Below are 22524 nucleotides of genomic sequence, written 5' to 3' on the forward strand. Positions count from 1 at the left end.
ATTTTGTATATTCTCACTAAACAATCAAAGGACAAGCACCGTTAGTTTGAACGATTATCTATAAAAGCGGCCAATAAATTTCTTTTAAAAGGGCTGCCCCAATTAAATTAGGACAGCCACTTGAAATTATTATAGATGTTTATTTAGCGTCCCTGCAAGTGCTTCTTTAGGTTGGAAACCAACAATTTGATCCACAACTTCTCCATCTTTAAAGACAAGAAGTGTTGGAATACTCATCACACCATATTTACTAGCAGTTTCTTGGTTTTCATCTACATCAAGTTTCACAATTTTCACTTTATCTCCCATTTCACCGTCTAATTCTTCAAGTACAGGAGCTATCATTTTACAAGGTCCACACCAAGGTGCCCAAAAGTCTGCAAGAACTACCCCTTGCGTTGTCTCCGTAGAAAAGTTTTGATCCGTTACATTTACAATTGCCATTTTTATTCCTCCTCATTATCTTTCAAAAATCAATTAGTATAATTTTTAAAATTACCCTATAAGGTATTATAACCAACTTACTTACAAAATGAAATATATTTGCTTAGTTACCTTTATAGAATAACCAAAAATTTTTCCACTAATTCCATCATAACGAATTTACAAAAACTAAGCAAAAAAATTGCTTAGTAGAATATACATGTTCTCTCTTTGTTTTACTCTCAAGATGGTGTACGTCCATTTTAAGCATATGGAATCATTCTCTGTCTAAACAGTTTTCCCAACATTCTGGGCAGTTTATTTGTGATAGCGTCAAAGTTAACTAATTTATTTTGGAGATACTTTCTACCATCACATTTAACAATAACATTTGCCAAACCTAAAAAAAGCTAAGAGAGTATTACTTATCTTCTCTTAGCCTATTTAGATAAAATTTAAACTAATACTTTTTTAAATTCTTCCGTTAATTTAGGAAGAATATCGAATAGATCTCCGACAATTCCATAATCAGCAATTTGGAAAATTTCTGCTTCTGGATCTTTATTTATTGCCACAATAACTTTGGAGTTCGACATACCAGCCACGTGCTGTATCGCTCCACTTAAACCTACTGCAATATACAAATCTGGGGTAACTACTTTACCAGTTTGACCAATTTGTAAAGCGTAATCACAATATTCAGCGTCACAGGCTCCTCTAGATGCACCTACAGCTCCTCCAAGAACTTCTGCTAATTCATCAAGTATCTTAAAGTTTTCTTCGCCTTTCATTCCACGCCCACCAGCTACAATGACAGATGCTTCCGAAAGATCTACACCTGAAGCAGTATTTTTCACTACTTCTTTAATAATTGTTTGTAAGTCTTTTATCTCTACGTCTAAGCTATCAACTGTTCCAGAACGAGAGTCATCTTTATCCAATGCTGGAATGTTATTTGGACGCAATGTAGCAAACGTCACACCTTCGTTGACGACAACTTTTTCAAATGCTTTACCTGAATAAATTGGTCGTGTGAAAATCACTTCATCTTCAGCAACTTCTAGGGATACGACATCAGAAACAAGTCCAGACTTCAATCGACTTGCTATTTTAGGAGAAAGATCTCTACCTATCGACGTGTGTCCTATTAATATTCCATCAGGGTTTTCTTGTTCCACGATAGCATGAAGAGCTTGAGAATAACCTTCTGGTGTATAATGCTTTAACTTATCACTTTCAACCGTTACGACACGGTCTGCTCCAAAATAGATCATTTCTGTCGCATTGTCACTAACAGATTCTCCTAATAATGCACCAACAATTTCTCCACCGTTGGACATTTGTTTTGCTGCTGCAATTGCTTCAAAAGAAACATTTCTGAATTCACCATCACGGATTTCGCCTACCACAAGTATTTTTTTAGACATATTAGTCATCCCCTCCTGTTATATCACTTTCGCCTCATTTTTTAATAATGAAATAAGTTCTGTCACTTGCTCATCTACTTCACCTTCAAGTATTTTTCCTGCTGCTTTCTCTGGCGGTAAATACCGTTCAATTGTTTTCGTTTTTCCTTCCACATCTTCTTCTTCCAAATCAAGATCATCTAAATCCAATGTATCTAAAGGTTTTTTCTTTGCTTTCATAATTCCAGGTAATGATGGATAACGAGGTTCATTTAACCCTTGCTGAGCAGTGACTAACACAGGTAAGGCTACTTCAATATGTTCTTGATCACCTTCCACATCTCGCTCAATTTTTGCTTTTCCATCTTCAATTTCTATATTTACAACCGATGTGACATGATTGAATCCAAGCTGTTCAGCCAATCTAGGACCTACTTGACCAGAACCACCATCTACAGCAATGTTTCCACCAAGAATAATGTCTACTTCTTGATCTTTAAAGTATGCACTTAACATTGCTTGAATGGAATATGGATCTCCATTCTCCACATCTTCATCTTCAATAAGAACTGCTTTGTCTGCTCCCATTGCAAGCCCAGTGCGGATTTGTTTTTCTGCTTCCTCGTCACCTACTGTAACTAAGGTTACTTCTCCTCCGTGTGCGTCACGCAATTGAATCGCTTCCTCAATGGCATATTCGTCATACGGATTAATAATGAATTCCGCTCCATCTTCAACGATTTCACCATTTTCAATCTGGATTTTTTCCTCCGTATCAAATGTTCTTTTCATGATCACATAAATGTTCATGTATGTCCCTCCCAATTTTTTTATAATTTACAAGGCTAACCAAAACGTTTATATCTATAGCTATTCTCCATTATTTATGAGCATGGAGATAAAAGATAAAGTGTTTTAGCCAAACCACAAACAAAATAAATTAAAACGCTTACAAAAATGACTAAAAACTAGTATCCTTCTAAATTATCGATCTTCAAAATTAGCAGATCTTTTTTCCATAAAAGCTTTTATTCCTTCTGATGCATCAAATTTCTCAGACATATCACCAAATCTTACGGCTTCCTTTTCTTGTCCTCTTTCTAATGGTTCTTTCTCAGCTTCTTGGACCAGTTCCAATATATAAGCAACAGATGGTGAACTTTTACGAGTGATTTTCTTAACAAAATCTTTTGCTTCAATTAGAAAATCATCGTTTGATAAAATCTTATTAGCTAACCCAATAGCAACCGCTTCTTCTCCTTTTACCGGATCAGAAGTTAACATCATTTCAATTGCTTTTGCTTTGTTTGTCAGTCGAGGTAATCGCTGAGTTCCGGCAAAACCAGGTATTAGACCTAATTGAAGTTCGGGCATCCCGATCTTAGCATCTTCGGTAACAAGCCTCATATGGCAAGCTAGTGCTAATTCTAATCCTCCCCCCAATGCAGCACCATGAATAGCCGCAATTACTGGTTTTGTTGATGATTCAATTTTTTTGAATACTCGCTGACCTTCTCGGGACATTTCACGAAATTGCGTTCCATGTTTCACAGATGTAAATTCTTTAATATCAGCACCTGCCGCAAAAAAGCGCCCTTCTCCATAAATAAGAATCACCTTTACTTCTGATTCATCAGATAATTCATCAAAAGCCTTTTCAATTTCATGAATCATCTTTTGCGACAAGCTGTTTGCAGGAGGATTATCTAATGTAATCAGTCCGATGCGGTCTTCTACTTTAACCTGAATCAAAGAAAAATCAGACAACTTATCCACCCCTTTCTTCGTCATGTTTTTAATTATTTTTACTGAGCCCTTTAAGCAACATATAATGAATGGTTTCTGCAAGTGGGGCTAATGCATAACGATGATCTTTCATAACCCAATTTGTCACCACTTCATCTATAGCACCAAATATTAACTGGCGAGCAATTCGATGGTCTAACCCTTCTTCAAAAACTCCTGTTTCCGTTCCTTCTTTCAAAACGGAATCAACAAGAGTTAGATAACCTTTTAATACTTCATTCACTTTATGTCGAACAGAGATGTTTGATTGACGAAGCTCCAGCTGGGTAACAATTGCTAAATCATGATCCATTTCTAACTGCATGAAGTGCATTTCAATTAAGATTAATAATTTTTTTTCAACAGATGGCTCATCTTTCATCTTTTCTTTAATCTTCTCAACAAAATGTCCCATTTTTTCTTCAAACAAAGAAATAAGGATATCTTCCTTATTTTTGAAGTATAAATAGATCGTTCCATCTGCAACACCAGCTTCTTTTGCGATCTTTGAAACTTGTGAATGATAATAACCATTTTCTGCAATGACCTTCACTGCTGCATCAATAATTTGCTCATATTTTTGGCCTCTTTTTTTTCCCATCGGATCACTTCCTCAATCGATTGCTACATAAATGAATGATTGTTCATTCATATTTTCATTCTAGAGTATTCTTTTCCTTCTGTCAATTGCAAAGATGTTTTTCTATATTTTGGTGAATAAAGGAAATTAGGTCGGGCAAAGTAAGTATCAATTACAAACAACTCAAACCATCTATTTAGGGGCATTATCATGCAAGCGAAAACGACAGAGTATCCTTACTTACCTTAGAAAATATTTCTCTACTCTTCTCTATTCTGGTTAGCAATCGGTATGACCTATCGCTTCATACCATCCTTGCAATTAATTTGGCCTAACCTACTAGCATTTGGTCCTTTTCAACTCGTATTCCAATATGATCGAATTCACCCTATTCATAAAATATTGTTTTATTTGGTTGGCTCAGAATGGTTAACATTGGTACTCTATTCTATGTTATTCCTAAACTGTGCAAGAATCAACTGTCTTTTCAAAAAATAGCTTATGGTTTAGGTATTATGTGGAATTTAATCGTAATCGCTGGAACGAAGAATGGCGTAGAGAACATCTCATTAATCCCTTAAAAAGTTTTACCTGGATCATTTATGCCCAAGTACGACTATTTAAGTGAATACGATTTAGTAGCCTAATTAATGAGTTTGAAACCTTCAGAAACAGAAGGAAGACCTGCTAAATAGTCTTAAATGAAGTGATGGAGAAATGCCTTCTTTACATGCTTAGGATTAAATACAGAACAAATAAAAGCTGGGAAAGATTATGTTGAAACTCTTTAGCTAGATGTTATTAGGAATTTGAGTATTTATTATTGAGGAGGTATTTATAATGGATAAACATCTTATCGCTGTATTCCAAGGGTTACATCAAGCCGAAGAAGCATTTCATGAATTATTAACGATTGTGCCGAGAGATCACATTTCTTTTATTCACAAACAACAAGATGGGAAGGAGATAGAAGAAGCATCGTTGGATCACCCATTAAATAGCATACTTACAGGAGGCGCATTAGGTGGAGTTCGAGGAGCTATATTCGGCATGTCAACATTTTTGTTTCCTGGTATGGGTGTTCTTCTAGCTGCTGGGCCACTCTATGGAGGTATTGCAAGTATGACGTCAGGAGGAATTAGTGGAGGATTAGTGGATTTAGGTATAAACCGGTATGAAGCAGAGAACATTGAAGAACATTTGAAGCGAGGTAGTGTGATTGTTACCGTTGAAGTGAAGAACAGCCAATTCCAAGCTGTTTTTGACTTACTAAAAAAATATCATCCTGCTTATTTATCCGAGGAAACGATATCACCAGATGGTTATCAGTGATATAAAAAAAGAACTTGACCATTCAGTCAAGTTCGTCGTCTATTAGCTTGTTACTTTTTCTTTTTCTTTTTGTTTCTCTTTTTCTTCTTCCAATAATGCTCTTCTTAATACTTTCCCTACCATCGTTTTTGGTAGTTCATCTCGGAATTCGAAAAGTCGAGGAACTTTATAAGATGAAAGGTGTTTTCTACAAAAATCATTTAGCTCTTTTTCCGTTACTTCTTTCCCTTGTTTTAATACAATAAATGCTTTTACGGTCTCACCCCTATAAGGATCAGGGACACCAACTGCTACCGCTTCTTGAATGGCATCATGCTCATACAATACTTCTTCAATTTCACGAGGATAGATATTAAATCCTCCTGCAATAATCATATCTTTCTTTCTATCAACAATATAGAAAAATCCCTCTTTGTCCATATACCCCATATCACCAGTTAGAAGCCAATCATCATAGAACGTTGCACCAGTATCTTCAGGTCTGTTCCAATATCCTTGCATAACCTGTGGCCCGCGGATCATTAATTCTCCAACTTCTCCTGGCTCGGTTGGTTCTCCTGTTTCAGCTGATAGAATCGCCACATCGGTGTCTGGCCATGGTAAACCAATACTTCCGGATGGTCGTTTTCCCCACATTAAATTAAAATGTGTCACTGGAGAAGCTTCTGTTAAACCAAAACCTTCAGAAAGTTTTCCCCCCGTTAGCTTTTCAAATCGTTGCTGAACTTCCACTGGTAACGGTGCAGAACCACTTATACAAACCTCAACAGAGGAAAGATTGTACTTTGTCACATTTGGATCATTAATTAATCCTATGTACATCGTTGGTGCACCAGGAAAGATAGAAACCTTTTGCTTTTCAATTGCCTGTAATGTTTGTTTCGTATCAAATTTAGGTAATATGACCATTTTTGACCGATCCATTACCGAAAAATTCATCCCAACAGTCATTCCATAAACATGGAAGAATGGTAGTGCACATAAAATAACTTCATTTCCATGATCGATTTTATGCATCCATTTCATACATTGCGTTGTATTAGCAACTAAATTGAAATGTGTTAGCATGACACCTTTAGCCACTCCAGTTGTACCACCTGTATACTGAAGAAGGGCTAAATCTTCTTTTGGGTTGACATCAATATCAATTTTATCTACTGGAGACTCTTTTAACAGTTTGACAAACGAGTGCGTTTTGTTCCCATAAGTTACATCCACTTTTATTCCTGTATTTTTCTTTTGGATAAAAGGATAGATTACATTTTTAGGAAATGGTAAATAGTCTTTAATATGAGTAACAATGACGTGTTCTAATTGCGTTTTGTCTCTGACATTCATGACCCTCGGATAAACGAGATCAAGACATATAATTACTTTTACCCCTGAATCAACCATTTGGTGTTCTAGTTCTCGTTCTACATAGAGTGGGTTAGTTTGAACAACAACACCACCAGCCATGAGAATACCATAATAACTAATGACAGATTGAGGCGTATTCGCAAGCATAATAGCCACTCTGTCACCTTTTTCAACACCTAGTGAGCGAAGGGCATTCGCAAAACGAAGAGAAGATTGATAGACTTCTAGAAAAGTCATTTCTTTCCCCATGAAATGAAGTAAAGTCTTATTTGGTTCCTCTTCAGCACCTTCACGTAAGTATTCTTGTAATGATTTCTCTTCATAATCAATATTCTTTGGAATGTCCTCTGGATAATTAGTAAGCCATGGTCGTTGCAATTCTGCATCCATGTTAAGTCCTCCTTTAATTCTCCTTTCAATTAAGACATTCATTCCTCTCTCTTTCATTTTAATGAAATCGGTTACAATTGTGAAGTGTTTTGTGAAAGTTTCGTGACAAAAACTTGAAAACACATACTTAATAAGTAGCACCTACCGAAATAGGTGCTACTTTTGGTTCAACTTCTAGATTTGTCTATTTATCTTTTAACTTTGCCTTTTCTTCATCTACCAAGACTCTTCGTAAAATTTTACCTACCATTGTTTTCGGCAATTCATCTCGGAACTCATAAAATTTCGGCACTTTAAATGCTGCAAGATGTTTACGAGCGAAATCATCTAATTCCGCTTCAGAAATCGTGCGCCCTTCTTTTGGAACAACAAACATCTTTACCGTCTCCCCACGGTAAGGATCAGGAACACCGATGACACAAACTTCCTGAACGTCTTCATGCTCGTAAAAAATCTCTTCAATTTCTCTAGGGTAAATATTAAACCCGCCAGCAATAATCATGTCTTTCTTACGATCAACGATATAGAAAAAGCCTTCCTCATCCATATAACCCATATCGCCTGATAGGAACCACTCACCTCTGAAAGATGCTTGCGTTGCCTCCGGACGGTTCCAATAGCCTTTCATGACTTGAGGACCTTTTATTATAATTTCTCCTACTTCGTTTGGCTTTGCTTCTTCTCCTGTTTCAGCCGACAGAATAGAGACATCTGTATCAGGCCAAGGTAACCCGATCGATCCTTGTTTCCGTTTACCCCAAATGAGATTAGCTACAGCAACAGGAGACGTTTCTGTTAAACCGTACCCTTCAACTAAATTCCCCTTTGTCACTTCCTCAAACTGAGTCTGAACCTCAAGAGGAAGAGGTGCTGAACCACTTAGACAAGCTTTAATGGAAGATAAATCACGTTTTTTAATATCTGGATGATTTAAAAGTCCAATGTACATCGTTGGTGCACCAGGATATAACGTTGCTTTTTGTTTCTCAATCGCTTTAAGGATTGCTGCAGGATCAAACTTTGGAATAATGATCATTTTGAACCCCACTCGAATGGCTAAGTTCATCACTGTCGTCATTCCATACACATGGAAAAATGGAAGTGCTGCAATGATCACCTCTTCCCCAGGGACCATTTTGTACATCCACTCTTCACATTGTTGTGTATTAACTACTAAATTATGGTGTGTCAACATAACCCCTTTTGCAGGCCCTGTTGTCCCACCTGTATATTGCAAAAGAGCTAGGTCATTTTTTGGATCAATGTCTAATGGAATTTCTTCAGTAGAACCGCTGTTCACCATATCAACGAATGAATGCAATCGATCATTATAATTTAAATCAACTTTGATGCCTGTGTTCTTTTTTTGAATGAAAGGATAAATTAAATTTTTTGGAAAAGGCAGGTAATCTTTAATTGCTGTTACAATAATATGCTCCAGCTGAGTATTTGCCTTAACATTAGCTACCCGTGGATATACAAGATCCAAACAAATCATCACTTTTGTGCCAGAATCATTCATCTGGTGTTCAATTTCCCGCTCTACATAAAGAGGGTTCGTTTGAACAACAATGGCACCTGCCATTAAAGCACCATAATATGAAATAACAGCTTGCGGTGTATTCGCTAACATGACAGCGACACGATCTCCTTTTTCTACACCTAGAGACTTTAACTGGTTCGCGAGCTTTAAAGATGATTGATAAACTTCCTTATACGTCATCTCTTTCCCCATGAAATGAAAAGCTACCTTTTCCGGGTATCGCTCCGATGCTCTTTTCAAGTAACTTTGAAGTGTAGCCACCTCGTAGTCAATTGATTTAGGAATTTGTTCTGGATAATGCTGAAACCACGGTTTTTCCGTTAGCGTTGTCATTGCATAACCTCCCATTATCATATCCTTTCTTTCTAAAAAATGTGGCCGATGGAAAGTGAACGAATGAGTTGTAAATGAACAGTTGCTCAGTTTCGTTACCTTTTCATCAACAGGCATTCTCCTCTCTTACTATCATTGTAATGAAAACGCCTTCAAAAGAAAACACATTTGTTCAAATTTTTTGAATTTATTGCATTTTAAAACGGTTGATATTAAATAAAAGTAGTGGTTTCAACCGTTCTGTCAAATCTAATTTCCTTTAATTGGATAAAAAAGAACAAAAAAGCCGTCCTTATTAAAGGACAGCTCTTCTCTGTATAAAGTCATGTGAAGAAAACTAAGTACACAACGCCCGAAATCATAAATCCAACACATAATACAATTAATACTTTCCATAGTGTCTCCATGCTTCTATTTCTCCTTTATCACTCATCGCAAAACTAGCCAATGCTTGCACCTATAATATACGATAAAGCGACTGATAATATAAGTGAAAGCAGTCCAACTGCCTTGTTATTCTTTGCTAACTCTTCATCTACTTTAAATCGCGGCGTAAGAAACTCGAAAATAAAGTATACAAATATAAGGAGTACAAAACCGTAAGCTCCCCACCCAAGCATCGATAACACTGAGTCATTTTCCATAATAGAATAGTGAAAAACATTGGAAACACCAAAAATTTTCCCTCCTGTTGCCATCGCAACAGATATGTTTCCTTTCTGAATTTCATGCCAAGTCTTGTATTTCGTCACCCACTCAAATATCGCCAAAGCAATAATAAGACTTATGACGACAATGCTATATATCCCAGCAGTGTATACATATTCGTGACTGAAAAATTCTTCCATGTTGAAAATCCCCCTGACTTATTTCAGCAACACAATGGTAACACCTGAACCTCCCTCTCCTTGTGTTCCCATCCGAGTCTCTTGAACATTGCCATGCTTTTTCAACAACTCTTGGACACCTTTTCTTAAGGCTCCTGTGCCTTTCCCGTGAATAATCGATACTTGATGGTAACCAGCTAATACGGCATCATCTAAATATTTTTCAACGTCCATCATCGCACTTTCGTATCTTTCTCCTCTTAAATCTAATTCTGTTTTCACATGGGCATCTCTTCCACGAACCGTCGTTAGTGGTTTTGTAGAAATAGCTTTAGGTCGATTAATATAAAGAAGATCGTCTTTGTTTACTTTCATCTTCATCATACCAAGCTGAACAAAGTATTCTTTATCACTAACTTTTTCAACAATGTGACCTTTTTGATCAAAGCTGATGACCTTCACTTCATCCCCTGGAATCAGTTTATCAACCGATGGTTTTTTCAGTTTTGGAGACGGCTTTTTCTTTCCTGTCACTAATGTTGGTTCTGCTTGCTCCAGTCGTTTTTTTGCATCAATCAATTCATGATCTTTAATGGTTGGATTATTTTTCTGCATTTCTCGAAGTTCTGCAATGATTGCTTCCGCTTCTGCTGTCGCTTTTTTAACAGATATTGCTGCTTTGTCTTCAGCAGATTGCAAGACTTTTTGCTTTTCTTCTTCAAGGTTCTCCATCTCAACTACTAATTCTTGATGAATTTTCTCCGCTTCTTTTCGTAACAATTCTGCATCGTTCATATCTTCTTCGGCTTTTTTCCTGCTATCTTCAAGAGAAGAAATCATCTTTTCCATTTTATTCGAATCTGCTGTAATGTGCCCTTTTGCTTCTTCAATGATTTGATCTTTTAGACCTAACCGTCGACTGATGGCAAATGCATTACTTCTCCCTGGAATCCCCATTAACAGACGGTATGTTGGTCGTAACGTCTCCACATCAAATTCTACACTAGCATTTATCACTCCATCACGATTATAAGCATAGCCTTTAAGCTCGCTATAGTGAGTCGTGGCAATGACTCTCGCCCCTACTTGATAAACGTGGTCCAGAATGGAAATGGCAAGTGCCGCACCTTCTGTGGGATCTGTGCCTGCTCCTAACTCATCAAACAAAACAAGTGATTGGAAATCCACTTCATTCATGATTTCTACAATGTTTGTCATATGAGAAGAAAAGGTACTTAAACTTTGTTCAATCGACTGTTCATCACCAATATCCGCGAAAATCTTCTGGAAAACTGCCGCTGTTGAACCTTCCTCACAAGGAATTTGCAAACCTGATTGTGTCATCAGCGTTAATAATCCAACTGTTTTCAACGTAACAGTTTTCCCCCCAGTATTGGGTCCAGTAATAACAAGCGATGAAAAATCTCCTCCAAGTTCCACATCAATTGGGACAATTTCTTCTTTTGGAATTAATGGATGTCTTGCTTTTTTCATATTAATAAAGCCTTCATCATTAAGGCTTGGCTGCGAGCCTTTAATGGATTGACTATAAAGAGCTTTCGCAAAAATAAAGTCTACTTCGGTCATGATTTCGACAATCGTTGAAAGTTCTTCCACATAACCACTTACAAGTGCTGATAAATCCTGAAGAATACGTTGAATTTCCTGCTTTTCTTTCACTCTCGCTTCACGGAGTTGGTTATTAATTTGTACAACAGATTCTGGTTCTACGAACAACGTTGCACCTGAAGCAGACTGGTCGTGAACCATGCCACCAAAATGACCACGATATTCTGCCTTAACAGGGATAACGTAACGATCATTTCTAATTGTAATAATGGCGTCCGAAAGCATTTTCCGTCCACTTGTTGACCGGGTAATGCTTTCAAGTTTTGATCGAATACCTGACTCATGTGAACGAATTTGTTGACGAATTGATCGTAATGCAGCGCTCGCTGAATCTAACACTCCTCCGTTTTCATCAATCGCTTGGTTGATGTCTTCTTCTAAATCAGTTAAAATAATCACTTCTTCCGCCATCTGCGGAAGAATCGTTAATTCCACTTCATCCTCGACCATTCTTTCTACAAATGATTTGAAGCGACGACTTCCATATAAGGTTGATGAAATATCTAATAGCTCCATTTCATTTAACAAGCCGCCTATTTCAGCCCTTTTTATAGCTTGACGAATATCTCGAAGTCCACCAAGGGGCGCTTGTCCTTTTAATCTAATAACTTTCGCACCTTCAAATGTCCGTTCTTGCGCCTCTTTAATATCATCAAGATCAAAAGAAGGCATTAAGTCTTTCACTCGCTGTTTCCCTAACGAAGAACTAGCAAATTGAATTAATTGATCCTTCATTTTATTGTACTCTAATATGCGACAAACCCTTTCAATCACAGGGGCACCTCCAAGTTTTCCTATCTATTTTTCCAAATATAGTCTTTGAATTGTTTTGTTGTCCATGTATTAACAACATTCTCTTTTTTAAGCCATCCTCTTCTAGCTGTTTTCACACCAATTGGCATATGCTCGAGCATATCAAACCGATGAGCATCTGTGTTAATGGCAAGTTTCACTCCAGAATTCTGAGCTTTTCTTACCCATTCAGCGGATAAATCTAATCGATTTGGATTCGCATTTAATTCTAGAATGGTTCCTGTTTCAAAGGCTAATTCAAACAATTTTGTCATATCTACAGGGTATCCGTCACGACGACCAATCAAACGACCCGTTGGATGAGCGATCATGGCTACATGAGGGTTGCGACACGCATTTTCTAAACGTTTCATAATTGTTACTTCATCTTGCTGAAAAGAGGAATGAATAGAAGCGATAACGAAATCTACATCTTTCAGCACATCGTCTTCATAATCCAGACTCCCATCTGGTAAGATATCCATTTCAATTCCTGTAAAAACGGTGAAATCATCCATTATTTCATTAAGGTTACGTACTTCCTTATGTTGACGTTTCAAGCGATCCACTGTTAAACCATTTGCCACTCTTAGAAACTTCGAGTGATCGGTAATTACGATATGGTCATATCCCTTGTCTTTGCATGCTTGAACCATTTCTTCTATGGATTGAGCGCCATCACTCCAAGTCGTGTGCATATGAAGATCTGATCGAATATGTGATGAGTCAATTAAATCGTAACCTTTGTTAAACTCTTTCAATTCATTCGTACCTTCACGAATTTCAGGTGGAATAAAAGGAAGATCGAAATGGGCAAAAAACTCTTGTTCCGTTTCAAAATGGTGTACTTTGCCTGATGACTCATCTTCTACTCCATATTCACTGATTTTTTCTCCTCGATCTTTCGCCAATTGACGCATCATCACGTTATGATCTTTTGATCCAGTAAAGTGATGCAATGTGGTAGCAAATGACTCATCTTTGATCATCCTAAAGTCAACAGGAACAATTAAATCTCCATACTGTAACTCCACACTAACTTTTGTTTCACCATGCCCTATGGTTTCAGTCACATTTTCTATTGAAACGAGCGCTTCTCCAACAGATTGAGGATTATTTGTTGAAATAATAAAATCTAAGTCTTTAACCGTTTCTCTGCCTCTTCGAAAACTTCCTGCAAGCTCAAATCGTTCAATTTCATCCATTTTACGTAACCTATCTTTCACATCTTCCACAGCAGGCAGAACTTGTGCAATCGTTAACCGATCCGGTCGTTTTCCCATTTCATCTAAGGCATGCAGAATTTTTTCTTCTGTCTTTTTTCCAAATCCAGCTAGTGCTTGCACTTTGTTTTCATTACAAGCAGTTCTCAAGGAAGTAGCATCTGTCACATCTAACTCTTGATAAAGTTTACCTATCTTCTTCCCTCCAAGCCCAGGAAGTTTTAATAATGGGAGTAATCCTTCTGGTAATTCATCTTCCAATTCTTTCAACAGAGGCGTCTCTCCATGTTTGATGAGGTCATTGATAATTCCAGCCGTACCCTTACCAATTCCTGATAATTTTGATGGATCATCTATTTCAGCTAACGTCCGTTCATCTCGTTCAAGAGACTGCGCAGCTTTTCGGTAAGCCGATACCCTAAATGCATTTTCCCCTTTGATTTCTAAGTATACGGCAATACGTTCCAATGCTTGTAAAACATCTTTTTTATTCATACTAGCCATTTTTTTGCACCTCGTTTTATATGTCATCATATATTTATTCACTTCATCCATCATAGCCAATCCCTATGTTTATCTGCAAGTAAGAAGATAGTTAACTAACGAAAGAAAGCTTCTCGCTATGACGAGAAGCTAATCATTCCACCCTTCACTCCAAAGTTCTTTTAACTCATTTGAAATAATTGGCGTATATTCAAAGATCATTTGAGCAAATGAGGAAGCTTGTAACGTCGCCTGAACAACATCTAATTGGATGAGCGCTGCTAAATGCAAAAGTACCGTTAACATAACTAAGCCTTCTAAGAAACCTAAAATTCCACCTAACCATCCGTTTAAAAAGTGTAGGATCGGTAAGTGCGCCAAAAAATCAAATAATGAACCAATAATTTGCATAATAATTTTAGTTAAAAAGAATAAAGCGGCAAATGCAATTCCGTTATAATAAACTGCTTCTAAATTAAAGGAATCTACAAGTAAACTTAATCCAGATTCGGTTGATAGCTGTGGAAACGGAATCCACAATCTTATGTACTGTGCCACTTCTTGATAATAAAGATACGCTACAGCAAATGCGACAAATAATCCTATCAAATGAACAACTTGAAGAATAAGTCCTCTACGAAATCCTACAAAAAAACTAACCATTAAAATTAAAAATAATATCAAACTCAGCATCGTTTTTAGTCCTCATCTTTCTTTTCATCTTCTACTTTTTTTAACAACCTTAAATAATCATTTCCAATATTCACTGCAGTCAGCACCGCTAACTTTGTTGAATCTAGATACGGATTATAATCTTTTAATTCTTTCATTTTTTCATCTATCAGTTTTGCAATGGCTCTTACTTCATCAGAGCTTTCTTTACCGATGATGGTATATTGTTGGTTATATATAGTTACGTTTGTTCGACGTTTTTCACGTTCTTCTTCCACCAATAAACCCCCATTCGTCAAAGAAATGCTATTCTATATCATAACATGTCAATACTCCAATGAAAATATTATCTATTAATTACATGAAAAGCAATGAAAAAGACGTCGTTTTTCTCTATAATTTGAAAAGAGTGATTATTTTTCTTGAAATAACAGGTAAGTATGATTGATAAGCATGATGTAGTAGAATGGAAGCTTCATATTATGAATAGAAAGGCGGTTGAATATGAGTTACGAAGTATTAAATGTTTCCAAAAACAAAGTCTCTGACTTAAAAAAACATTATCAGTCGGTTTTAAAACCTAACCCACCACAAGGAGCCTTGTTTGCTGCAAAAACAAAGGAATGTAGCATTACCGCCTATCAATCGGGGAAAGTTCTATTCCAAGGCAAAGGAGCCGAAGTAGAAGCAAGTAAATGGAAACAATCAACAGGTGTTTCCAGTCATTCAAAAACAAAACAGAAATCTTCTTCTTCTCGAGCTTCCGTTGATAATCATACGTATTATCCCCCGAATCAAATAGAACAACAAATTATCTTAGGTAGTGATGAGACTGGTACTGGAGATTATTTTGGTCCAATGACGGTTGCTTGCGTTCATTTAACACGAGAGCAAATGAACACGATCGACAGCTGGGGCGTGCGTGATTCAAAAACGATTAAAGACGAGACAATTCGCGCCCTTGCACCTAAACTTATACATGAATGTACATATAGTTTGCTTATTTTAAATAATAAAAAATACAATTCTCTTCAAGAGAAAGGTATGAATCAAGGACAAATGAAAGCAATTTTACACCATCAAGCCATTTCCAACGTCATGAAAAAATGTGACGAAGCCAATTTAAATTATGATGGTGTATTAATCGACCAGTTTGTCTCACCATCTGGATATTTTAAGTACCTTTCATCGCAAAAAAAAGCATGGAAATCAGAGAAGCCAATTTACTTTGCAACGAAAGCCGAAGGGATTCACCCTTCGGTGGCAGCAGCTTCTATTTTAGCAAGATATTCCTTCTTACAAGAGATGGACAAACTTGAATCAACGTTAGGTGTTCCAGTACCTAAAGGCGCCGGTCCAAACGTTGATAAAGCAGCCAAAGAATTAGTTAGAAAAATGGGGCAAGACACCCTTTACAACGTAACGAAATGGCATTTTTCTAATACATCACGAGTGTTGTGATCGAAAAATAATAAGTTAGTTAGGATGGTTGTTAGTTGTTCGTAAATGGCGGAAGATAAACGGAGCCACTAGTGACCATTGGGAGTCGAATGATGCCTTTTAGGGTCCACTAAACGAGGACACTAGTGACCATTGGAAGTCGAATGAAGACTTTTAGGGTCACTAAACGGGGCCACTAGTGACCATTGGGAGCCGAATGATGCCTTTTATGGTCACTAAACGAACCAACTAGTGACCATTGGGAATCGAATGATGCCTTTTAGGGTTACTAGACGCCCGCCGTTTACCAAAACACAACCACATATCTCAAAAAACTATATAACTAAAAAAAACGCTGATGATCAAGTTATGACTATCAGCGTTTTAGTTATTTTTCTTCATTAATAATTTAGAAGTGAAATTCTCATATAAGACTTCCTCCCAAACATCCTTTTTGGTTTCAATAATTAACGTCAATGGGAAGTTTTTATTCATAAGAGTTGGCAGTTCATTTCTAATTCTATTTTGAAAGTCCGAGTTCTTAATCATCGAAGTCATTACTTCTTCATGATGATGACAAAGAACGCTACAAGCAATTTTTTCTTCCACACAATAAGGGCAGACTGACATGCTTAATAGTGAGGATAAGTCATGGGTAATAAATGAATTTGCTATCCACATGTTCCTTCTAGCAGCATAAACGATATCTGTAGCGAAATGCATCTCATGTTGATCCGCAGTAAAAATAACATTCCAAGCAAATGGTCTTTCTTCTTTCAATTTAATAATTGAAGTTACTTCATGCATGACTAGACTACACTTCCTTTCCAACTTTACTCCTTTTTCTATTATCATCTAATGGAAAAAGAAATTCAATGATTTGTACGAAAGAAAAAGCTCTGTGTCTCCTTTAAAAGAAGTACACAGAGCTTTAAATTAGGAACGAAGAACCGCTCCTGCTTTTTCTTCTAGACCTTTAAGAACTTTTTCATGAACTAATGTCACTTCTTCTTCTGTTAACGTCTTTTCTGGATCAAGGTAACGTAAAGAGAAAGCGAGTGATTTCTTACCTGGGGCAAGATTTTCCCCTTCATATAAATCAAATACAGCTACTTTTGTTAACAATGTTCCACCATACTCACTAATAATGGATGATAGCTCTTCCGCTTCCACATGTTGATCCACAACGAGAGCGATATCTCTATCCATTGCTGGGTATTTAGGAATAGCTTGGTAACGGAGATTTTTTGTAGATAAAGCCATTAACTCCTGTAAGTTTAGTTCAAATACATATGTTGCAGACAACGACCATTCCTTTGCAACTGTTGGATGAAGTTGTCCTAGAAAACCTACATGTTTCCCGTCAATTTCTAGAGAGGCCGTTCTCCCAGGGTGTAACCCTGGAGCTTCTGTTGAAACGTAACGAACATCTCCTGTCACATCTAGCTCTTCTAATATTCCTGAGACGATGCCCTTCACTACATAAAAATCAACCGGTTTCTTTTCGCCCTGCCAGCTATGTTCATGCCATAGACCCATGAGAGCACCTGAGAGATACGTTTTTTCGTCTGGCTGAACTGTAACTTGTTCTTCGTCTGTATGGAATACTGAGCCCATCTCATACAACTGAACACTGTATGAATTTCGGTTTTTATTGTAGCTTAGTGCATCAAGTAAGTGTGGAATCAAAGTCGTTCGTAACGTACTTCTTTCCTCACTCATTGGTAAAGCTACTTTCACTCTGTTAGCAAACTCTTCTCTGAAAAAAGCTTCTTTTTCGGCTGTTGTTAATGAATAGCTAACTGCTTCATGAAGACCAGCACCTTCTAAGAAACGACGAATTTTTCGTTTTCTCCATTGAGAAGATGTCAACCCACCTGGTGTTGTTGGCGTATTTGGTAAAGTTGTTGGAATGTTATCATAACCGTATAACCTCGCCACCTCTTCGACGATATCAGCCTCAATAGAAATATCTTGTCGTCTAGTTGGAACCGAAATCGTAAACATCTCATTTTTATTTTCAAATGGGAATTGAAGTTGTCCAAAAATCTTTTCCACTTGTTCTACTTCTAAATTTGTACCTAACGTTTGATTTATTCGACCTAAGCTAATGGAAACCTGCCGTGGTTCACGATTTAATTCATCGAATTCAATTGGCCCTGCCAAAATTTCTCCTCCAGCAAGTTGCTGAATCAATGATGCAGCCCTTGCACCCGCTTCCGCAACACGATTTGGATCTACACCTTTTTCGAATCGAATACTTGAATCACTTCGAAGTCCTAAATCACGTGATGCTTTTCTCACTGGTGCAGGACTAAAGTAAGCCGCTTCTAACAAAAGATTAACAGTGTCTTCTTCCACTTCAGATGTAGCGCCTCCCATCACACCGGCAAGGGCAACAGGTACTTCTCCGTTAGTGATGACTAAATGTTCACCAGAAAGAGTTCGTTCAGATTCATCTAATGTAACAATCGTTTCTCCTTCTGTGGCACGACGGACTAAAACTTCGTTTGATCCGAAACGATCAAGGTCAAATGCATGAAGAGGTTGACCATATTCTAGTAATACATAATTTGTAACATCAACAACATTATTAATTGGTCTCACACCGGAAGCCATTAAATACGTTTGTAACCATAATGGAGACTCCGCTATTTTCACTCCCTTAATAATCGTTGCTCCATAATATGGGTTGTCTCCTGATGCCTCCACTTTCACAGACACCCCTGCATTCTCATCCTTTGGAACGACTGCTGGTTCAGGAACTTTCACATCACGATCAAGGATCGCCGCTACTTCGTAGGCAACCCCTAACATGCTTAAACAGTCTGCTCTATTTGGAGTTAAATCCAACTCCAACACCGTATCGTCTAATCCTAAAGGTGCCAGAGCATCTTCACCAACTGTCATTTCTTGTGGAAATACAAAAATTCCTTCACTGTACTTTTTAGGTACAGTTTTTCCTTCTAAACCTAATTCTTGTAACGAACAAATCATACCTTCAGATTTTTCTCCACGAAGTTTTGCTCGTTTAATTTTCATTCCACTTGGAAGTCGTGCTCCCACTTTTGCAACTGGTACAAACTGGCCTTCGCCAACATTTTTTGCTCCACATACAATTTGAACCGGTTCCTCATCACCAACATCAACTTGGCAAATGTTTAATTTATCTGCTTCTGGATGTTTCACACAAGTCAAAACTTTTCCAACAACGAGTTTCGTTATCCCTTCATTAAGAGCTGTAACAGCATCTACTTCCACACCGCTACGAGTAAGTTTCTCTGCAATTTGTTCTGCTGCTAAATCATCAATATCAATATATTCTTTTAGCCATTTATATGAAATTAACATATCTTCTCCTCCTTATATTCCCTTGAATCCTAAGTTCGAATTTACATTTACACCCTTGTAAATTGAGATAAAAAGCGTGTGTCATTTGTGTAAAAATGACGAATATCATCAATACCATACTTTAGCATCGCGAATCTTTCTACACCCATTCCAAATGCAAAACCAGAATATTTTTCAGGATCAAATCCGCCCATACGTAAAACATTAGGGTGAACCATCCCTGCTCCTAATACTTCGATCCACCCAGACTGTTTACACGTTCGACAGCCTTTTCCATTACACATTGCACAAGAAATATCCAACTCAGCAGAAGGTTCGGTAAACGGGAAAAAGCTCGGTCGAAGCCGAATCTCTCTTTCTTCACCAAAGTATTTTTTTACAAAGGTTGCAAAAATGCCTTTCAAATCACTCATTCGTATTCCTTCATCTACGACTAACCCTTCAATTTGCATAAATTGGTGAGAGTGCGTCGCATCGTCCTCATCGCGGCGATACACTTTCCCTGGACATATAATTTTAACCGGACCTTGGCCTTTGTGTTTCTCCATTGTTCTTGTTTGTACCGGTGAAGTTTGAGTACGTAACAATAAGTCTGTTGTGACAAAAAATGTATCTTGCATATCACGAGCAGGGTGATGCTTAGGTAAGTTTAGTGATTCAAAGTTGTAGTAGTCCGTTTCCACCTCTGGTCCTTCAGCTACGTTGAAGCCCATCCCAATAAAAACGTCTTCAATCGTTTCCACTACAGAAGTCAAAGGATGGCGTCCACCTTTGGTAATCGGACGTCCTGGTAAAGTCACATCGATGCTTTCTTTCTTCAATTTCTCACGTAAAGCTGCTTCTTCAAATGTTTGTTCCTTTTCTTCAATATAACTCGTAACCGATTCGCGCACTTCATTCGCTTTTTGTCCTACCTTTGGTCTTTCTTCGGCAGATAATTTCCCCATCCCTTTCATCACTTCTGTGATCGGGCCTTTCTTACCTAAATATGCGATTCTTACGTCTTTTAAATCTTGTAAATTTGATGCGTCTGCCACTTTTTTCATCGCTTCGTCATGAAGTTCTTGTAAACGATCTAACATGGATGTTCCTCCTTTTTATTGACTTTCCTGGCTTTCTGGGTGCTTAATCTTACACGAACAATTTGTCCAACCAATCCATTCTACTAAGCTTTCGTATCATGAATAAAATATAATACAGCATTACCTGAAGAGCAGATAAAATAACACAAAAAGAGCCTTCTCCCTAGAAAGGGACGAAGACTCGCGGTACCACCCTTGTTAATACGACAAATTTGCCATATTCACTCAATGAAGAAGATAACGGTCTTCTAGCCGGATCATCTTTACAGGACTTCCCCTGTTTATACGATGTCAACTCCAGAGTGAATTCAGCTGGGTCCCTCATAGAAATGCTTTCAGTCAAGGCATTTCCTCCCTAAATGGAAACTTGTCAGCTTACTACTTTCCTTCTTCGTCTTTGTAAATCCTAATTGTTTATTTCTGTTGAATATTATATAAGTTTTACTGCAATTTCGCAAATCGTTTTTTAAATTATCTTTCCTAAGTCATAACATCTTTGATTTTTAAGAAGGTCATTTCTTATATTAATCCGTATTTATTATTAACATCCCCTAAGATGGTAAAGAAGTATCCCTGTAGCAATGCCTACGTTCAAAGATTCTGCCTCCCCAAAAATTGGAATGTACAAGTTTTGATCTGTCATTTTTAACAAGGCCTCACTCACTCCGTTCCCTTCGTTTCCAACAATGAGAGCAAAGTGATCTTGTGGTTCGATAGCAGTATACGAGCTTCCTTGGAGTGACGTACCAAATACAGGCACATTATTTTCTTTACATAATTCAATAGCTTCATCTAAATTCATTTTTTGGATTGGTAAGTGAAAAAGCGAACCTTGTGTAGAGCGAATGACTTTTCCATTATAAGGATCTGCCGTTCCATCGCCTAATACAACACCGGCCATTCCTGCCGCATCTGCCGTTCGAATCATTGAACCTAAGTTTCCTGGGTCTTGGACACCGTCAACAAATAAATATCTTCCTGCCTCCAAAGGTAAATTGATGTTCTCTGGCTTTTCGCATATAGCTGCCATTCCTTGAGGTGTTTCTGTTTCTGATAATTCCTTCATAACGCGTTCGGTGACGTATACGATCGTCAGTTCTTTTACATTCCACTCATTTGGAATTTCTCGTCCTTCTTCAAGAATCAAGTCTTTTATAGTTAAGTCGGACTTCAAAGCTTCTTCGATTAAATGCATTCCCTCTATAAAGAAAAGACCTGATTTATCACGCTCTCTTTTTAGTTGTAGTTTTTTCCATGCTTTAATTTTGGCATTTTGTATTGATTCAATTGGTTCCATCCTAACTCCCTTCCGTTCTCAAAACATCTATTCGTTACAATTAATTATACATCTGATAAACAATATTCTCTATCACTTTACATATTTCTGTATAGTTTCATCCATACTATAACAGATTTACAAAATAAACGATTCCATATATACCTTTTCTCTAACACCATAATTAAATATATACAAGAAAGGTGGATGAATGACATGAGCGGTTTTAATTTACGCGGTGCTATTTTAGAAAACGTTTCAGGAAGCAGCCAAGATGATGTAGAAGCAACCATTGTCGACGCTCTTCAAAGTGGAGAAGAGAAAATGCTCCCTGGATTAGGCGTATTAATGGAGATTTATTGGAAAGAGGCAAGTGAAGCTGAAAAAAAGGAAATGACCGAACGTATTTCCAGTGCTCTCCAATAAATATATCGGAGCTTGAGTTTCATTCAAGCTCCTTTTTTGATTATGATAATAAGGGGAATAGACCACCAATGACTCCTTTAAATTTCCCTTTTATTTAAGTTATCCATTACCCTAATCTTCGCCTTAATAATCGATGCTTATACTTTGATAATGAGAAGCGAATATTTTAATA

Annotated in this window: 19 protein-coding genes and 1 other annotated feature; of the genes, 3 read left to right on the forward strand and 16 right to left on the reverse strand. The window is 37.3% G+C overall.

Annotated features, from left to right (window positions below; all coding sequences use genetic code 11):
* Nucleotides 1–129 precede the first annotated feature (129 nt).
* The 5 genes from trxA to QDN89_RS09260 form a co-directional block, all read right to left on the reverse strand.
* Nucleotides 130–444: a thioredoxin gene (gene trxA / locus QDN89_RS09240; protein WP_280769842.1), complete on the reverse strand. Its 315-nt coding sequence runs from the start codon at nucleotides 442–444 to the stop codon at nucleotides 130–132.
* A gap of 434 nt (nucleotides 445–878) precedes the next feature.
* Nucleotides 879–1850 (reverse strand): electron transfer flavoprotein subunit alpha/FixB family protein, encoded by a 972-nt coding sequence (locus tag QDN89_RS09245; protein ID WP_280769843.1) that lies wholly within the window; start codon nucleotides 1848–1850, stop codon nucleotides 879–881.
* Nucleotides 1851–1868: 18 nt separating this feature from the next.
* Nucleotides 1869–2639, reverse strand: a complete 771-nt coding sequence (locus tag QDN89_RS09250) for an electron transfer flavoprotein subunit beta/FixA family protein (protein WP_280769844.1) — start codon at nucleotides 2637–2639, stop codon at nucleotides 1869–1871.
* 174 nt (nucleotides 2640–2813) lie between these two features.
* The gene (locus QDN89_RS09255; RefSeq protein ID WP_280769845.1) at nucleotides 2814–3596 is read right to left on the reverse strand and encodes an enoyl-CoA hydratase; all 783 of its coding nucleotides are present in this window, start codon (nucleotides 3594–3596) and stop codon (nucleotides 2814–2816) included.
* A 28-nt stretch (nucleotides 3597–3624) separates the two neighbouring features.
* Nucleotides 3625–4215 (reverse strand): fatty acid metabolism transcriptional regulator FadR, encoded by a 591-nt coding sequence (locus tag QDN89_RS09260; protein WP_280769846.1) that lies wholly within the window; start codon nucleotides 4213–4215, stop codon nucleotides 3625–3627.
* An 819-nt stretch (nucleotides 4216–5034) separates the two neighbouring features.
* Here QDN89_RS09260 and QDN89_RS09265 point away from each other — a divergent pair.
* Complete coding sequence (locus tag QDN89_RS09265; protein WP_280769847.1) at nucleotides 5035–5526, forward strand: DUF1269 domain-containing protein; 492 nt, start codon at nucleotides 5035–5037, stop codon at nucleotides 5524–5526.
* Nucleotides 5527–5568: 42 nt separating this feature from the next.
* On the opposite strand, the gene QDN89_RS09270 is transcribed toward QDN89_RS09265, so the two are convergent.
* From QDN89_RS09270 to zapA, 7 genes are all read right to left on the reverse strand, one after another.
* Complete coding sequence (locus QDN89_RS09270; RefSeq protein WP_280769848.1) at nucleotides 5569–7275, reverse strand: AMP-binding protein; 1707 nt, start codon at nucleotides 7273–7275, stop codon at nucleotides 5569–5571.
* A gap of 184 nt (nucleotides 7276–7459) precedes the next feature.
* A complete protein-coding gene (locus QDN89_RS09275) occupies nucleotides 7460–9151 on the reverse strand; it encodes a long-chain-fatty-acid--CoA ligase (protein ID WP_280769849.1) in 1692 nt (563 codons plus the stop codon).
* 440 nt (nucleotides 9152–9591) lie between these two features.
* Entirely contained in the window at nucleotides 9592–9999 is a 408-nt protein-coding gene (locus QDN89_RS09280) for a DUF350 domain-containing protein (protein WP_280769850.1), read from the reverse strand.
* A gap of 18 nt (nucleotides 10000–10017) precedes the next feature.
* Nucleotides 10018–12381: an endonuclease MutS2 gene (locus QDN89_RS09285; protein ID WP_280769851.1), complete on the reverse strand. Its 2364-nt coding sequence runs from the start codon at nucleotides 12379–12381 to the stop codon at nucleotides 10018–10020.
* Nucleotides 12382–12401: 20 nt separating this feature from the next.
* Nucleotides 12402–14126 carry a DNA polymerase/3'-5' exonuclease PolX gene (polX, locus tag QDN89_RS09290; protein ID WP_280770103.1) on the reverse strand — a complete coding sequence of 575 codons (1725 nt, stop codon included), beginning with the start codon at nucleotides 14124–14126 and terminating at the stop codon, nucleotides 12402–12404.
* Between the two features lie 129 nt (nucleotides 14127–14255).
* Nucleotides 14256–14798, reverse strand: a complete 543-nt coding sequence (locus tag QDN89_RS09295) for a CvpA family protein (RefSeq protein WP_280769852.1) — start codon at nucleotides 14796–14798, stop codon at nucleotides 14256–14258.
* Nucleotides 14799–14803: 5 nt separating this feature from the next.
* Nucleotides 14804–15055: a cell division protein ZapA gene (gene zapA / locus QDN89_RS09300; RefSeq protein WP_280769853.1), complete on the reverse strand. Its 252-nt coding sequence runs from the start codon at nucleotides 15053–15055 to the stop codon at nucleotides 14804–14806.
* Nucleotides 15056–15281: 226 nt separating this feature from the next.
* Here zapA and rnhC point away from each other — a divergent pair, with 226 nt between their 5' ends.
* Complete coding sequence (gene rnhC / locus QDN89_RS09305; RefSeq protein ID WP_280769854.1) at nucleotides 15282–16238, forward strand: ribonuclease HIII; 957 nt, start codon at nucleotides 15282–15284, stop codon at nucleotides 16236–16238.
* A gap of 363 nt (nucleotides 16239–16601) precedes the next feature.
* On the opposite strand, the gene QDN89_RS09310 is transcribed toward rnhC, so the two are convergent.
* The 4 genes from QDN89_RS09310 to QDN89_RS09325 form a co-directional block, all read right to left on the reverse strand.
* Nucleotides 16602–17024, reverse strand: a complete 423-nt coding sequence (locus QDN89_RS09310) for a hypothetical protein (RefSeq protein ID WP_280769855.1) — start codon at nucleotides 17022–17024, stop codon at nucleotides 16602–16604.
* A 129-nt stretch (nucleotides 17025–17153) separates the two neighbouring features.
* Nucleotides 17154–19568: a phenylalanine--tRNA ligase subunit beta gene (pheT, locus tag QDN89_RS09315; protein ID WP_280769856.1), complete on the reverse strand. Its 2415-nt coding sequence runs from the start codon at nucleotides 19566–19568 to the stop codon at nucleotides 17154–17156.
* 47 nt (nucleotides 19569–19615) lie between these two features.
* Nucleotides 19616–20650, reverse strand: coding sequence for a phenylalanine--tRNA ligase subunit alpha (gene pheS, locus QDN89_RS09320; RefSeq protein ID WP_280769857.1), 1035 nt, complete (start codon nucleotides 20648–20650; stop codon nucleotides 19616–19618).
* 166 nt (nucleotides 20651–20816) lie between these two features.
* Nucleotides 20817–21051: a binding site (T-box leader), on the reverse strand.
* 140 nt (nucleotides 21052–21191) lie between these two features.
* Nucleotides 21192–21947, reverse strand: coding sequence for a TrmH family RNA methyltransferase (locus tag QDN89_RS09325; RefSeq protein ID WP_280769858.1), 756 nt, complete (start codon nucleotides 21945–21947; stop codon nucleotides 21192–21194).
* A 195-nt stretch (nucleotides 21948–22142) separates the two neighbouring features.
* Between QDN89_RS09325 and sspI the strand changes: the two genes are divergently transcribed.
* On the forward strand, nucleotides 22143–22352 hold the full coding sequence (gene sspI / locus QDN89_RS09330; RefSeq protein ID WP_280769859.1) for a small acid-soluble spore protein SspI: 210 nt from the start codon (nucleotides 22143–22145) through the stop codon (nucleotides 22350–22352).
* Nucleotides 22353–22524: the final 172 nt, after the last annotated feature.

It is taken from the genome of Salipaludibacillus daqingensis (genome assembly GCF_029891575.1).
Classification (GTDB): domain Bacteria; phylum Bacillota; class Bacilli; order Bacillales; family Salisediminibacteriaceae; genus Salipaludibacillus; species Salipaludibacillus daqingensis.

Coding starts and splice junctions, on each gene's coding strand:
- QDN89_RS09325 (WP_280769858.1), bottom strand. CDS start 21,947: ATGGAACCAATTGAATCAATACAAAATGCCAAAATTAAAGCATGGAAA.
- QDN89_RS09295 (WP_280769852.1), bottom strand. CDS start 14,798: ATGCTGAGTTTGATATTATTTTTAATTTTAATGGTTAGTTTTTTTGTA.
- QDN89_RS09275 (WP_280769849.1), bottom strand. CDS start 9,151: ATGACAACGCTAACGGAAAAACCGTGGTTTCAGCATTATCCAGAACAA.
- sspI (WP_280769859.1), top strand. CDS start 22,143: ATGAGCGGTTTTAATTTACGCGGTGCTATTTTAGAAAACGTTTCAGGA.
- QDN89_RS09270 (WP_280769848.1), bottom strand. CDS start 7,275: ATGGATGCAGAATTGCAACGACCATGGCTTACTAATTATCCAGAGGAC.
- rnhC (WP_280769854.1), top strand. CDS start 15,282: ATGAGTTACGAAGTATTAAATGTTTCCAAAAACAAAGTCTCTGACTTA.
- trxA (WP_280769842.1), bottom strand. CDS start 444: ATGGCAATTGTAAATGTAACGGATCAAAACTTTTCTACGGAGACAACG.
- QDN89_RS09260 (WP_280769846.1), bottom strand. CDS start 4,215: ATGGGAAAAAAAAGAGGCCAAAAATATGAGCAAATTATTGATGCAGCA.
- QDN89_RS09310 (WP_280769855.1), bottom strand. CDS start 17,024: ATGCATGAAGTAACTTCAATTATTAAATTGAAAGAAGAAAGACCATTT.
- QDN89_RS09245 (WP_280769843.1), bottom strand. CDS start 1,850: ATGTCTAAAAAAATACTTGTGGTAGGCGAAATCCGTGATGGTGAATTC.
- polX (WP_280770103.1), bottom strand. CDS start 14,126: ATGGCTAGTATGAATAAAAAAGATGTTTTACAAGCATTGGAACGTATT.
- pheT (WP_280769856.1), bottom strand. CDS start 19,568: ATGTTAATTTCATATAAATGGCTAAAAGAATATATTGATATTGATGAT.
- pheS (WP_280769857.1), bottom strand. CDS start 20,650: ATGTTAGATCGTTTACAAGAACTTCATGACGAAGCGATGAAAAAAGTG.
- QDN89_RS09280 (WP_280769850.1), bottom strand. CDS start 9,999: ATGGAAGAATTTTTCAGTCACGAATATGTATACACTGCTGGGATATAT.
- QDN89_RS09250 (WP_280769844.1), bottom strand. CDS start 2,639: ATGAACATTTATGTGATCATGAAAAGAACATTTGATACGGAGGAAAAA.
- QDN89_RS09265 (WP_280769847.1), top strand. CDS start 5,035: ATGGATAAACATCTTATCGCTGTATTCCAAGGGTTACATCAAGCCGAA.